The sequence below is a fragment of the Streptomyces sp. NPDC048825 genome (genome assembly GCF_043198355.1).
Classification (GTDB): Bacteria; Actinomycetota; Actinomycetes; order Streptomycetales; family Streptomycetaceae; genus Streptomyces; species Streptomyces xiangluensis.
The window spans coordinates 1-12,427 of the sequence record NZ_JBICUR010000029.1; the positions used below are offsets into that span (position 1 = coordinate 1).

11 protein-coding genes and 4 pseudogenes are annotated in these 12,427 nt (G+C 68.2%); 8 read left to right on the forward strand and 7 right to left on the reverse strand.

Going from position 1 to position 12,427, the window contains the following annotated elements:
- A pseudogene (locus ACGFNK_RS42850) lies at positions 1–525 on the forward strand (ATP-binding protein); the annotation flags it as partial.
- Positions 526–1,176: 651 nt separating this feature from the next.
- Here the strand turns inward: ACGFNK_RS42850 and ACGFNK_RS42855 are convergent.
- From ACGFNK_RS42855 to ACGFNK_RS42865, 3 genes are all read right to left on the reverse strand, one after another.
- The gene (locus ACGFNK_RS42855; RefSeq protein WP_393425919.1) at positions 1,177–2,280 is read right to left on the reverse strand and encodes an amidohydrolase family protein; all 1,104 of its coding nucleotides are present in this window, start codon (positions 2,278–2,280) and stop codon (positions 1,177–1,179) included.
- Positions 2,281–2,481: 201 nt separating this feature from the next.
- The gene (locus tag ACGFNK_RS42860) at positions 2,482–2,610 is read right to left on the reverse strand and encodes a hypothetical protein (protein ID WP_393425922.1); all 129 of its coding nucleotides are present in this window, start codon (positions 2,608–2,610) and stop codon (positions 2,482–2,484) included.
- Positions 2,553–3,062: a hypothetical protein gene (locus ACGFNK_RS42865; protein WP_393425925.1), complete on the reverse strand. Its 510-nt coding sequence runs from the start codon at positions 3,060–3,062 to the stop codon at positions 2,553–2,555. The genes ACGFNK_RS42860 and ACGFNK_RS42865 overlap by 58 nt, the downstream gene beginning before the upstream one ends.
- 88 nt (positions 3,063–3,150) lie before the next feature.
- On the opposite strand from ACGFNK_RS42865, the gene ACGFNK_RS42870 reads away from it, so the two are divergent.
- Both ACGFNK_RS42870 and ACGFNK_RS42875 read left to right on the forward strand, forming a co-directional pair.
- Positions 3,151–3,762, forward strand: coding sequence for a hypothetical protein (locus ACGFNK_RS42870; protein ID WP_393425928.1), 612 nt, complete (start codon positions 3,151–3,153; stop codon positions 3,760–3,762).
- A gap of 2 nt (positions 3,763–3,764) precedes the next feature.
- Entirely contained in the window at positions 3,765–4,181 is a 417-nt protein-coding gene (locus ACGFNK_RS42875) for a hypothetical protein (RefSeq protein ID WP_393425931.1), read from the forward strand.
- Positions 4,182–4,192: 11 nt separating this feature from the next.
- Here ACGFNK_RS42875 and ACGFNK_RS42880 read toward each other — a convergent pair.
- A pseudogene (locus tag ACGFNK_RS42880) lies at positions 4,193–4,427 on the reverse strand (IS5/IS1182 family transposase); the annotation flags it as partial.
- A gap of 763 nt (positions 4,428–5,190) precedes the next feature.
- The gene (locus ACGFNK_RS42885; protein ID WP_393425934.1) at positions 5,191–5,802 is read right to left on the reverse strand and encodes a TetR/AcrR family transcriptional regulator; all 612 of its coding nucleotides are present in this window, start codon (positions 5,800–5,802) and stop codon (positions 5,191–5,193) included.
- Between the two features lie 144 nt (positions 5,803–5,946).
- Between ACGFNK_RS42885 and ACGFNK_RS42890 the strand changes: the two genes are divergently transcribed.
- The 4 genes from ACGFNK_RS42890 (at position 5,947) to ACGFNK_RS42905 (ending at position 10,494) form a co-directional block, all read left to right on the forward strand.
- Complete coding sequence (locus tag ACGFNK_RS42890; RefSeq protein ID WP_393425937.1) at positions 5,947–6,681, forward strand: SDR family NAD(P)-dependent oxidoreductase; 735 nt, start codon at positions 5,947–5,949, stop codon at positions 6,679–6,681.
- Positions 6,682–6,714: 33 nt separating this feature from the next.
- Positions 6,715–7,338, forward strand: coding sequence for an NADPH-dependent F420 reductase (locus ACGFNK_RS42895; protein WP_393425940.1), 624 nt, complete (start codon positions 6,715–6,717; stop codon positions 7,336–7,338).
- Positions 7,339–7,782: 444 nt separating this feature from the next.
- Positions 7,783–8,757, forward strand: coding sequence for an ATP-dependent DNA ligase (locus ACGFNK_RS42900; protein ID WP_393425943.1), 975 nt, complete (start codon positions 7,783–7,785; stop codon positions 8,755–8,757).
- 84 nt (positions 8,758–8,841) lie between these two features.
- Positions 8,842–10,494 (forward strand): TniB family NTP-binding protein, encoded by a 1,653-nt coding sequence (locus ACGFNK_RS42905; RefSeq protein WP_393425946.1) that lies wholly within the window; start codon positions 8,842–8,844, stop codon positions 10,492–10,494.
- A 248-nt stretch (positions 10,495–10,742) separates the two neighbouring features.
- On the opposite strand, the pseudogene ACGFNK_RS42910 reads toward ACGFNK_RS42905, so the two are convergent.
- Positions 10,743–10,889, reverse strand: a pseudogene (locus ACGFNK_RS42910) (GNAT family N-acetyltransferase); the annotation flags it as partial.
- Positions 10,890–10,959: 70 nt separating this feature from the next.
- Positions 10,960–11,250, reverse strand: a pseudogene (locus tag ACGFNK_RS42915) (ABC transporter substrate-binding protein); the annotation flags it as partial.
- A 320-nt stretch (positions 11,251–11,570) separates the two neighbouring features.
- On the opposite strand from ACGFNK_RS42915, the gene ACGFNK_RS42920 reads away from it, so the two are divergent.
- Entirely contained in the window at positions 11,571–12,398 is an 828-nt protein-coding gene (locus ACGFNK_RS42920; RefSeq protein ID WP_386347752.1) for an IclR family transcriptional regulator, read from the forward strand.
- Positions 12,399–12,427: the final 29 nt, after the last annotated feature.

Below are 12,427 nucleotides of genomic sequence, written 5' to 3' on the forward strand. Positions count from 1 at the left end.
GGCCTGCGACAGCACGTCTTCGGCCGGGACTGGCGACGGCAAACAGTGGAACAGTGGGTGCAACACCGGGCTCGCACCGCGGTCACGCCCGTAGCGACATGGCCTGCAACCGCCTCCACGAGCGGCCCAGGCGACCAGCTGCCGCGCGCCGCGTTCGAGGAAGGCGTGCTCGAGGCGCTGCGCACCTGGCAGACCCCACGCGAATTCGCGACCAGCGTCCTGCTGCGCTCCCATCTCGTGCCGTCGGGCTCACCCGACCCGGTCGCGGACCTGCGCGGCGCCATCACCACCGCCCTCGACGCGATACAGATCGACCCCGCGGGCGTCAAAGCCCACGAGGCTCTCACCGCCACCTACATCACGGCCTTGCGCACCCACAAGGCCGCCGCCCGGCGACTGGGGGTGCCCTACGGCACCTACCGGCGCCACCTTGCCCTGGCCAAGGAACGCCTCATTGAACAACTGCTGCGTCAACCGGCCACGACATCCACACCGACCCCGCCACACTCGTCCCCGGAGGAGTGAGGCCACCGAAGCGCGTACTGCCACTCGTTGTCGTTCAATGGCCACAACAAGAAACTCCTTCATCCCTACCCTCATCTGCCTCCCTCGAGGCGTTGGTCCGCGAACCCGGCGTGCTGGCCGGGGCAGTTGCGCTCGAACATGACCACTCTGGGGGCGGTTTCACCCGGGCCCATGACGCCTGAGGGTCTCGGCGCAGGGCCACGGCGACAGCGCCGGTACCCGCGCCGGCCGAGGGCCCTGCTGCTGGACCGTAATCCAAGCCACACCAGAGGTTCCCGTGGGCAGTGCTGAGCACGATTGAGCAACACCGGGGGCTAGCGACCGGGCAGCGGTGCGGCGCAGGGTCTCCAAGCAGGAGGACGGCGCCGCTGTCCGCGACGAGGCCCGGTGCGGCCGCGAGGCCGGCGATGGAGTTGACGTTGACGATCGCGCCGCCGCCGGCCTGGCGCATCGAGGGGGCGGCGCGCCGGAGACGCCCTCCTCGCGGAGCAGGATGCGGATGATCCGCAGCAACCGCCTGCCCTCGTCGTCATCAATCTCCCGAACCCGCACGCGTTCAGCCACCTGATCATTCTGGCCGTCCGATGCTTCCTCGCGCAGGAAGTGGGCGACACATCACGACAGGGCGAACCTTGCCTGATGCGGCACTAGTTAAGCGCGTCGCCTCAGCGCGGGCATGAGGCGGAGCGCGTTGTCTCGGTAGATGCCGCGAAGTTGGCGGTTGGTGAAGACGGGGTCGGTCTCGATGGCCGGCACCGTGAAGTCGGTGACGATGTCGGCGGAGGCGGCCGGCCAGTCGGTGCCGAAGAGAATCCGGTCCGCACCGGCCGTGGCCACCAGAGTGCCCGAGGGGGCCAGCGGGCCCGCCGTGTCGTAGTAGAAGCGGTGGAGATAGTCCTGTACACGGGCAGCATCGAGCGGCGGGGTGCAGAAGTCGCCGAAGGCCTTCATGCGGGTGGCGATCTGGGGGAGGAATCCGCCGGCGTGTGGCAGGACGACTGACAGGTGCGGGTAGCGGTCGAGTGTCCTGGTTCGGATCAGGTTCACAGCGGCACGCGTGGAGTCCAGCAGAAAATCGCACATGAAGTTCGGGATTCCGGGGACGGTGGGCACGCCGGGTGGTCCGCCCGGGAGATCGAGCGGGTGGGTGAAGAGGACTGTGGCGCGGTCGTCGAGTTCTGCGAGGAAGCGGTCGTACGAGGGATCACCGAGATAGATACCGTTGTAGTTGGCCTTCACGCTGACTCCAACGGCACCGAGCTCGTCGAAGGCGCGTTGGAGAGCCCACGTGGTCACTTCGGGATGGTCCAGGACAGCAGGGCTAAGGACGGCGAAACGGTCCGGGTGCACGGCCACCAAGTCGGCCAGCGCCTCGAATACGACAGTGAGGCCCTCCTTGGCCTGCGCCGCGGAGCGGTACCGGTCTTGCATGGTCGGGTTGAGGACCGCAGTGGCGATTCCCACCCGGTCCATCAGCGCCAGAGTGGAGTCCAGATCCCAACGCGCCCACCACGGTAGCTCCTGCCGGCGTACCAGGCCCTCACGCTCGGCCCAGTCAACCCATGCGGGAGCGGTGAAATGGTGGTGGACGTCAATCCTTGCCCGGCCGGCGTCATCAGCGCTCTCCGAACCCCGCAGTACAGCTTCCTCCCTGGCCAGAGCGCTGGCGCCGCTCGTTGCGGCGACGGTGGTCGCCACCGCCCCACCGTTGATCAGCAGACTGCGCCGACTCATGGCCTGGGTCGATTCCGACATCCGCGTATCCCATCCGTAGCGCCATCCGGCTTGCCGCACCACGATGGCCCGGCGACGGGCCCACGATCCTCACGGCGTGCCCGGTTCGAGGCCGGTTACCTCGGACGGACGCGGTTTGGAACGTGGTTTCCGGCGTCCCGGCCGCGCTGGTCGCCCGGCACAAGGGCAGGGCCCAGGATGCGAGGGTGTGCACCTCTCCCTTTAGACGGTGACGGTGTAGGAGGATCCGGGGAATTCCCAGCCGTCGGTGCCCTCACCGATGTCCTCGATGATCACGTAGTCGATGAAGTCGTCCTCGAATGAGTCGTCGTCGAGTTCGCCCGAAGCCATTTGCGCTCGATTTCAACCCAGTTGCCGCTGCGGCCGACGATCCGCAACGGCGCACTGATCCTGCCGTGTTCGTTGAGCACGCCGCGGATGCGTTCGTCGTCGCCGGTCTTGACGAGACCTCTGATCTCGAACTGGCCGTCTTTGACGGCTTGCGGAATGGGATCGGCGGGAACGATGGCCGCGTTCTCGTAGGCGGCGTGGATGATGTCGCGGTAGCTGTGGCGGACGTTGTATTCCGGATCGGACAGCCACTTGATCAGGGTTTCGGGCCGGACGGTCAGCCCGGCACGTTCGAGGGCCTCCCAGCCGCGCTGGGTGTGGGTGAGCTTGGTGAGCTGGGCGTGCCAGTGCTTGGCGTGGTAGGTGGACAGGCGTCGCAGGGGCTGGACGCCAAATTCGCGGAGCAGCTGGTTGAGGGCGGCGCCGAGGGAGTCTCCCGTGCCGGTGGCCATCAGCGGTCAGTTTCCGGGGCGTCGGTCTTGACCTTGACCTCGCCGAATCCGGTCCCGACCTTGTAGGTGTCGGGGCCCGGCCGTCGGGGTGAAGAAGACGGCCTCGTCGATGCCGGGGGCCGCCGCAGTCCGCGACCGACGGTTCGCCAAGGACTTCCACCACTCCCTGTGGGAGCGGCCGGACCGGCGCAAGTGGTGGGTGATGCGGCACCGCAACGAAGCGGACGTACAGGATGTCGCCGACGAGCTGGCGTGGAGTGTCGCGGTCAGCCTGGACCGGATCCTGCCCACCGACATCGTCAGCGCGACCATCCGGCACGCCGTCCTCGAAGAGTACGGATCCAGCCTGGACTACCACGACCAGCGCGAGGCAAACGCCGAGGTCGACTGGTACGAACTCACCCTGGGACTCCCGGTGGCCAAGATGCTCGACTGGTTCGTCCGCCACCACCCCGACTCCGCGCAGACCGCCATCGGAGACATTCTCCGAGCGACGGAGAAACGCTGGGGTATCCCGGCCAAGGTGACCGGGAGGTCGCTGTGCCAGTCACTGTCCCTGGACGGGAAGCTGGGCCAGGAGGTCCTGGACGAGTACCTCGACCGCGTGCTGCCGTCGGAGCAATTGAGCGCTCATCGGTTGGGCACCTTCGACGGCTTCTGTAGCCTGGCGTTGATCGTGCGTCGGGGGGAGCTGAGCTGACCGTGGTGAACATCCTGTCCGTGGCCATCGGTGCCGGTTTCGGCCTCATAGGGGCCGTGTTCGGTTCTTGGTTCACCGCGCGCCGACAAGACCGCATGTGGCTTCGCGAACAGAAGCTCAAAGCCGGGATCGGCTTCAACACTGCCGTGACTCAGCTGATCGACTACCTCCGGGAAACACAGCTGAGTGACGACGGTGCTGGGGGCAACGAGCTGGCCGGCCGGATGCAGGAAGCCCGGTCGGCCCTCTACCTAGTGTGTGCCGACGACACCGTCGAACTCGCCAACACTCTCGCGCGTCGGGTCTGGAAGTCCCGGCCCAGCGAGGGCAGCGATGATCGCAGGGCCGAGCACCATGAGACGTTGGACCTCCTTCGCCGCTTTACCCATCAGCTCCGGCGAGAGATCGCCAGGACGTAGTCTCAGGCCAATCAGCGGTCGGACCAGAGGAAGATGCCCGCGATGTGGAGTCCGGCCGGGTGGATGGCCGCGGTCTTCTCGTAGCGGGTGGCGATGCCTCGCCACTTGCGTCAGGCGGTTGATGCACCGCTCGACGGTGTTGCGCTGCTTGTATGCTTCGCGGTCGAAGGCCGGTGGCCTGCCGCCCCGGCTGCCCCGTTGCAGCCGGTGGGCCTTCTGGTCCGCCGGGACGGGGATCACTGTGCGGTTGACTTCCTCCCCCTCGTGAACGAGGGGGAGGAAGTCAAGCAGCGGCATTTGTCAGGAGTGCACTGCCCCAAGTTGACGCCGCATCAGGTGAGGGTCCGGTGTGTGCCCGTCGAAGCCGTTGCGCAGCGAGATCAAATCCCTCCAAACTGATGTCGGGAACCGTCCGTGTCGAGGGGGGCTTGTGGGGAACGGGCCGGGGTGTTGTCAGGCCGGCTTGATGACCGATGCAGACGAGGGTCTGCCTCATGAGCCCGGTCCTGGACACCGCTTTCATACCGCCGCAGGACCGGGAAGAAGCGCTCCGGAACGCGCGATGCCACCTCCTCGGGCAAGTCGCCGGCAAGTGCGACCTGCTGGTGTCGCGCTCATGCCACGCGGTTCGCGGCCGCGTTGGACGACCTTCTGGTTCTCAACCCAGGTCACGGCAGACTGTGAGCATTTTCAGCGTGGCCACTGATCGGGTGACGGTGGCAGGGTGAGGGCGAGGTCCGCAACGGACAGGCTCCCGTGCCGTTGAGTTGTCCGGCAGAGCGCTGAGGCTGTTCAGCACTGCGGCAGCGTGCGGCGCCAGCAGCTGCCAGGCCGACCACGTCGGCGGGTCCTCGGGGGTCGCCGGTCTCCCCGGCGGCTTCTGCTGCGGCCTTCAGCAGGCGGGCGGCCAGTTCCGTAAAAGCCAGCAGGTCCGGGCCAGGTGCCGGGCGGCTGGTGTCGCGTACCAGCGGGTGCAGCCGCGCGTCCAGCCCGGCCGCGGAGTGCCAAGTTAGCTTGACACTTCCTCCCGTCGCCGGTCATCGCTGGCTGTGGCGGGGATGGCGTTGTCGATGAGGACGGCGGCGATGGCGGCGGCGGTGGGGAAGGCGTCGGCGTTAAGGACCCGGGTGCGGGCCGCGGCGCCGTCGATGAGCAGCGCGAGCTGCTCGCCGAGCTGTTCAGGGTCGGCGGCGCCGGCTTCGCGGGCGGTGTCGGCGAGCCGCGCGGCGACGGCTTTCTTGTAGTCGCGTGCGCACTGGGATGCGGGGTGCTGGGGGTCGTGCAGTTCGACGGCGGCGGCGATGTAGGGGCACAGGGGGGTGGTGGGGGGGATGTCGAAGGCGGCGAGGAGCCGTTCGCGGGGCGTGAGGTCGGTGCGGTCGAACACGCCGGACAGAACGGAGGGGTCGAACCGGCGCAGGTACTCGGCGACGAGTTCGTCCTTGCCGGTGAAGTGCTGGTAGGCCGTGCGCTTGGACACCTGGGCCGCCGCGCAAAGCTGGTCCATGCCGGTGCGGTTGATGCCCTGCTCGCGGAACAGTTGCTGGGACGCGCTGATGATGCGCTCGCGGGCGCCCCGGCCGCGGCGGCGGCCCGTGGGGCCCTTCTCCAACTCCATCATGGGTCCATCGTACCGCGGCTAGGTAACGACCGGTGTACATAGTTTGCGTCCCGGCCGCCCGCCCCGTACCGTAAGCACACAGGACGGTGTACATAACGGCACCGCCTCAGGTACACACGGCACCACCGACTCAAGGGAACGACCATGGGAAAGCTTGACGGCAAGGTCGCGGTCATCACCGGCGGCACCACCGGCATGGCGCTGGCCGGCGCGAAGCTGTTCGTCGACGAGGGAGCGCACGTCTTCATCACCGGCCGCCGCCAGGAGGCCCTGGACGAGGCCGTGAAGCAGATCGGCCGCAACGTCACCGGCGTCCAGGGCGACGCCGCCGACCTGGACGACCTGGACCGCCTGTACGACACCGTCAAGCGGGAGAAGGGCAGCCTCGACGTGCTGTGGGCCAGCGCCGGCGGTGGCGAGCCCGCCCCGCTCGGCGAGATCACCGAGGCCCAGTTCGACACCTGGTTCGGGCTCAACGCCCGCGGCACCCTGTTCACCGTCCAGAAGGCCCTCCCGCTCTTCAACGACGGCGGCTCCATCCTCATGACCGGCTCCAACGCCTCCCTCGGCGCCTTCCCCGGCTGGAGCGTCTACGCCGGCAGCAAGGCCGTCCAGCAGGCATGGGCCCGCGTCTGGCTCAACGAGCTCAAGGACCGCCGCATCCGCGTCAACGTCCTGACCCCCGGCCAGGTCGCCACCGCCAAGCAGGAAGAACTCTTCGACGAGGCCACCAAGCGCCAGTTCGAGTCCCTCATCCCCCGCGGCCAGATGGGCCGCCCCGACGAAATCGCCACCGCCGCCCTCTTCCTCGCCTCCGACGACTCCAGCTACGTCAACGGCATGGAACTCGTCGCCGACGGCGGCACCACCGTCATCTAGACCGAACAACACACAACCAGGGCAGGACATCTCATGAGCAACATCAGCATCATCGGCGCCGGGAACATGGCCCGCACCATCGGTGCGCGGGCGGTGGCGGGCGGCAACACCGTCGAGGTCATGGGCCGCGATCAGTCCAAGGCCGCTGACCTGGCCAAGGCTCTCGGCGGCGGCACCACCACGGGAGAATGGGGCACCGCTCCGGCCGGGGACATCGTCATCGTGGCCCTGCTGTACGACGGTGTCGTGCCGGTCGTCGCCGAGTACGGAGACGCTCTCGCAGGCAAGGTCATCGTCGACATCAGCAATCCCTTCAATTCCACGTTCGACGGGCTAGCTCACCGCGAGGAGACCTCGATCGCGCAGGAAGTCGCCAAGGTCGCCCCGGTCGGCGCCAGCGTGGTGAAGGCGTTCAACACCGTCTTCCGTCATGTCCTGGAGAAGGGTCGGCCCGACGTCTTCATCGCTGGCGATAATGCGCAGGCCAAGGCAAGTGTGGAGGCGTTCATCGAGAGCCTCGGGCTGCGCCCGCTGGACGTCGGCGGCCTGAAAATGGCGCACTGGCTGGAAGGAGCGGGCGTGGTCACGGTGGGCCTCGCCAACCACGGGGTGGGGAACTTGGACTTCGCCCTCAGCATCACCGAACTTCCCGTCTGAACTAGCTCTGAGCGGCACACTCCCCGCCGACAAGATGAAGGAGGGCTCGGACGAGACGATCGCAGTCCTCCTGCGCGGCTACGCGCCCTGAGCCACTGACTGGCATGCTTGCGGCGCCAAGCGCCAATCTGGAGCCGGTTGCCGAGAGAGTCGCACCGCTCAATCTCACGTGTCCGTCGAGCGTCCTCGCCGACCTCGGCCCTTGCCGCAGGCCGGTCGGCAGAGCCAACGGAGCTCGAAGACGCGCTAGTTCAGAGAAGTGACCAGTCCGAACGAGATGGCGCCTGACCATACAGTCCGGGGCATGACTGAACCTCCGCGACGGGCCCCGAGCACCCTCAGCCTAGGCCTGCGGGGCGTTCCACGCCCGCGGGCGTGTCCGCAAGAACTCCGCCGCGGGCTGCGATGGCGGGTGGGGGTGGGGCGGGGCAGGCTGAGGGCACCATGCGTCTGCCCGAGGTGATGCTGGCCGCTCCGGCCGAGGACTTGCCGCCGGAGGGCTCCTACGCGTTCGAGGCGAAGTGGGACGGCTTCCGCTGTCTCATCGCCCGGACCGAGGACGGCAGTGTCCTCATGCGCTCCCGCAAGGGCACCGACCTCACGACGGGCTTCCCCGAGATCACGTCCGCTGCCAGGCGTGACCTCCCCCCTGCCGTGCTAGTAGATGGGGAGTTGGTGATCTGGCATCAGGACCGGCTCGCCTTCGAGCGGCTGCTGCGCCGACTCAACCGGCGCCCGGCGGCTGTGGCTGCCCAGGTCCGGGCGACCCCGGCCCAGTTCGTCGCGTTCGACCCGCTCACCCTCGACGGCACCGACCTCCGCCCTCTGCCCTACCGGCAGCGGCGCGCCCGCCTGCAGGCTTTCTTCACCGAGCACCGGCTGGGACCGGTCTGGACGCTGTGCCCGATGACGCTGCAGCGCAGCCAGGCGCTGGACTGGATGCGCCAGTGGGCGCCGGCGGGCATTGAGGGCATCGTCGCCAAACGGCTCGACGGGCCCTACAAGAGCCGGGCCAGGACGTGGGTCAAGGTACGTGTACGGCACACGACAGAGGCCGTCGTCGGCGCTGTCACCGGCGCCCGGACCAGGCCGGGCATCCTGCTCCTGGGCCGCTACGACTCACAAAGGGGACGGCTCCGCTTCCTGGGACGTACGACACCGCTGGGTGAGGATGCCGCCCGGCAGGTTGGCGACCTGCTTCCCCCGGCGCAGGCGGGGCATCCGTGGACGGGCTGGACGTTCTCCGCCGGGTGGGGATCGACGGACCTCCTCGAGGTGACCCTGGTCAGCCCGCTGCTGGTGGTGGAAGTGAGTGCGGACATCGCACGCGACACCGCCGACCGCTGGCGCCACCCAGTACGCCTCGCCCGCATTCGAGCGGACCTTTCCGTCGCGGATGTCCCGTTATTCGTGGAATAGGGTTACAGCGCCGACAGGCTGATCGGCGCAAGACGCGCGCTAAGAAGCGCGCTTAACTACATCAGTGCTTACAGTTTCGTCGTTGTGCAGGACCGTCCAACTCCCGGTCAGCACTGGCCGATCACCACCTGGCAGGGCTGGCAGCACTTCGCCACCACCCCACCCCCCACCGCGCCCCAGCCCGGCGAGCCACCCCGCAGCACGGAAGAACGCCTGGCCTACCACTCCGCGTTCGTCACCGTCCGCACCCCCGCCATCAACACCCTCGCCACCCAGGTCCGCACCCTGATGCTGCTCGGCCGCCACCAGCAGACCACCGCCCGACCCTCGCTGATCGTCACCGGCCCCGCCGCAGCCGGGAAAACAACCGCCCTCCTCGAAGTCGGGCGCACCTGCCACCTCGCCCACACCCGCAAACACCCCGCCCCGCCCGGACTCGCCCACCAGCAGGTGCCGGTCGCCTACCTGCTGGTCCCGCCCGGCGCCACCGCCAAGACCCTCGCCACCCAATTCGCCCGCTACCTCGGCATCCCCACCACCACCCGCATGACCCAGACCCAGATCACCCAGGCCGTCTGCCACACCTACACCACCGCCGGCGTCCGCCTCGTCCTCATCGACGAAATCCACCGCCTCAACCCCCGCACCACCACCGGCGCCGAAGCCGCCGGCCTCCTCAAAGACCTCACCGAACGCATCAAAGCCACCTTCGTCTACACCGGCATCGACGTCGCCGCCACCCCCCTGTTCACCGGCGCGGCGCCCAACTCGCCGGCCGCGCCAGCCTCATCACCTGCGGCCCCCTCCCCGCCCGCCACGGCCAGACCCGACCCTTCACCGACCTCATCACCGACATGGAGAACGCCCTCGACCTCACCCACCACACACCCGACACACTCCCCCGCCACGCCACCTACCTCCACCAACGCACCGCCGGCCGCATCGGAAGCCTCGCCCGCCTCGTCCGCCAAGCAGCCATCACCGCCATCTGCGACGGCACCGAACGCATCACCAAGAAAACACTCGAAGCCATCCAGCTCGACCACCTCGCCGAAGAAGCAAGCCGCCCCCGCACCCGCCAACCGACCCAAACGGCATGATGCGGACGTGAAGAAGAGCGCTGATACGCCCAATGACGAAGACTTCGCCGCCCTCTACGACCGGGCCTGGGACATCCTGATCTTCGCCCGCGCCGGCTACCTCGACGACGTCTCAGCCCACTACGACGAGGTCCTCCACGAGATCGCGCAGCGAACCGAACACACCGGCAGCCTCGGCAAGACGGACATCGCAGCCCTCGTCGTCTGGAAACGGCTGACCGCACAAACCCGCTGGGCGACAGACCTCATGTCCCTGCCCGACACCCACGTGCGAGCCGTCACCGAACAGGCCGTCACCGCCGTCCGCGACACCACCCTCCCGCGCAGCGAAGCCGCCCGCACCGGACGCGGCATCATCGCCGAACTGCCCGGCCTGCGCACCGGCGACGCACTCGCCTCAGCCGTCCTGACCGCAGCAGCACCCCAGCGCATGGCCGTCTACGACCGCCGTGTCCAACACGCCCTGGACACCCTCGGCCTCACCCTCACCCCCGCACCGGGACGCTACGGCCGCTACCTCCAACTCCTCGACGACCTCCTGAGCCACGGCGCAGCACGCGCCGACGGCTGGAGTGCACGCGACATCGACACCGCCCTGTACCAGATGGGCGCCAACCCCCACCCAGCAGGGACATAGATCCGCCCACCAGCAGCGACGAACACCCAGCAACCCGATGACCAGCACAAACTCGCACCAGCCCTTTAGATGCCAGACACCATCACCAACACCACACCACCGTTATCAAAACCCCAACAACCGCAGACCAGACGCCCCCTCACCACCGCCAAAGCATCCCGAACACAGTCCCTCCCCTTCTCATAAAACCCCCAACACCCCAGCTCACAGCCCACACACCACACCAACTAGGAACCTCTCAATCACACTTCCTCCACTGCCTGGCCGATCAGCAGTGCACCGATCCGATGTCCCCTCGCCTGCGGGGCAACGAACAGGCTGCTGACCACGGCGGTCATACCCCACGTCGTCCCGTTCCGCTCGTTCCACAACATCGGGGCCAGATCGCCTTCTCCCGTCGATCACCGAGAGGCTGGCCGCGCCGGCCGTGGGCGCCTTGGCGTCCACGATGCGGCGCAGCGTCGCGATGACGTCACGGGCGTCGAGCGTCCTGCCGTTGTGGAACTCGACGCCCGACCGCAGCTTCAGGAGCCAGGTCTTTCCGTCCTTCGAAGGTTCGATGGACTCGGCGAGGAAGGGTTTCAGGCGGTAGTCGGCGTCGTGATAGAAGAGCGGTTCGTACAGGTTCACTACACGCGCCTGGTCCGGGTAGGACAGCCCGGCTGTGCGGGTCGAGGGTGTCCTTGGCGCTGCCACCGCTGACGTCGACCCGCAGGGCGCCGCCACGCACCGGCTTGCCGTTCGAGGGGGCGGCACGGGTCGCGGAGCAGGCGGTCAGCAGGCCGACTGCCGGCAGGGAGGCGGCGAGGAGGGCGCCACCGCGGAGGAGATCCCTGCGCGTCATCGCGTGGGGAGGGGAATGGGTGTCGGGCATGGCTGGCCTAGCCTTCAGATCGCAAGACGTTCGAGACGTTCATATGACGCGACGGCCGCACGGATGATGAAAAGATAGAGATGACGGTCAAGTAGTCAAGGGGTGAATTCCGCACCCGGAGCCGTCGATCGCCCGCCGGGTGCGGGCCAGGCACTGCCCGGCACCCGAACGCCAACCGCCGGAAGCCGAGGAAGAGATGCTCATGTCGAAGGCCGAGCGCACCACCGACAACAGCAAGTCCGCCCAGATCACCGAGCCGGACGGGGTCGCAGCGTCGGCGTCGGGCAAGGTCCAGTCGCTGGAGCGGGCGATCATCCTGCTGCAGGCGACGGCGGATAGCGCGCCGGACGGCGACACGGCGTCCAACCTGGCCGCACGGTGCGGGCTCAACCGCGCCACGGCCTGGCGACTGCTGTCCACGCTGGAGCAGTACGGCATGGTGGAGCGCAGCCCCGTCACCAACCGGTACACGGTCGGCTTCGCGGTCGCCCGGATGGCCTCGGCGGCCGGCTTCGACGGTCTGATCCGCCGCGCGCACGGCACGCTGAGCCGGGTCAGCGAACAGACGGGCGAGACCGCCAACCTCGCGGTGGTGCAGCCGCTCGGGCTGACGTACATCGACGAGGTGACCCCACCGGTCGTGCTGGCCGCCAAGTGGCTGGGGCGACAGGTGCCCGTACATGCCACATCCACTGGCAAGGCGCTGCTCGCCTGGCTGCCCGAGGAGGAGGCGGAGTCGCTACTCAGCGGCTCGCTGGAGGCGTACACGGACACCACCATCACGGACCGGGCGCGGCTGCGCGCCGAGTTGGAGCAGACGCGGGAGCGCGGATACAGCGTCTGCGCGGGCGAGATGGAGCGAAACCTCTACGGCGTCTCGGCACCGGTGCTCGGCAGCCGCGGCCGGCCGTTCGCGGTGGTCAGCATCTGGGGGCCTCAGGACCGGGTGCCCGAGTCGCGGCTCACGGCGCTGGGGCCGCTCGCGCGCGCTGCGGCGGAGGAAATCGCCAAGGTGGCGCAGGCGCTGTAATGCTCTGCGAGTGTTCATTTTATGCAATG

Coding starts and splice junctions, on each gene's coding strand:
- ACGFNK_RS42855 (WP_393425919.1), bottom strand. CDS start 2,280: ATGTCGGAATCGACCCAGGCCATGAGTCGGCGCAGTCTGCTGATCAAC.
- ACGFNK_RS42860 (WP_393425922.1), bottom strand. CDS start 2,610: ATGGCTTCGGGCGAACTCGACGACGACTCATTCGAGGACGACTTCATC.
- ACGFNK_RS42865 (WP_393425925.1), bottom strand. CDS start 3,062: ATGGCCACCGGCACGGGAGACTCCCTCGGCGCCGCCCTCAACCAGCTG.
- ACGFNK_RS42885 (WP_393425934.1), bottom strand. CDS start 5,802: ATGATGGAGTTGGAGAAGGGCCCCACGGGCCGCCGCCGCGGCCGGGGC.
- ACGFNK_RS42890 (WP_393425937.1), top strand. CDS start 5,947: ATGGGAAAGCTTGACGGCAAGGTCGCGGTCATCACCGGCGGCACCACC.
- ACGFNK_RS42895 (WP_393425940.1), top strand. CDS start 6,715: ATGAGCAACATCAGCATCATCGGCGCCGGGAACATGGCCCGCACCATC.
- ACGFNK_RS42900 (WP_393425943.1), top strand. CDS start 7,783: ATGCGTCTGCCCGAGGTGATGCTGGCCGCTCCGGCCGAGGACTTGCCG.
- ACGFNK_RS42920 (WP_386347752.1), top strand. CDS start 11,571: ATGTCGAAGGCCGAGCGCACCACCGACAACAGCAAGTCCGCCCAGATC.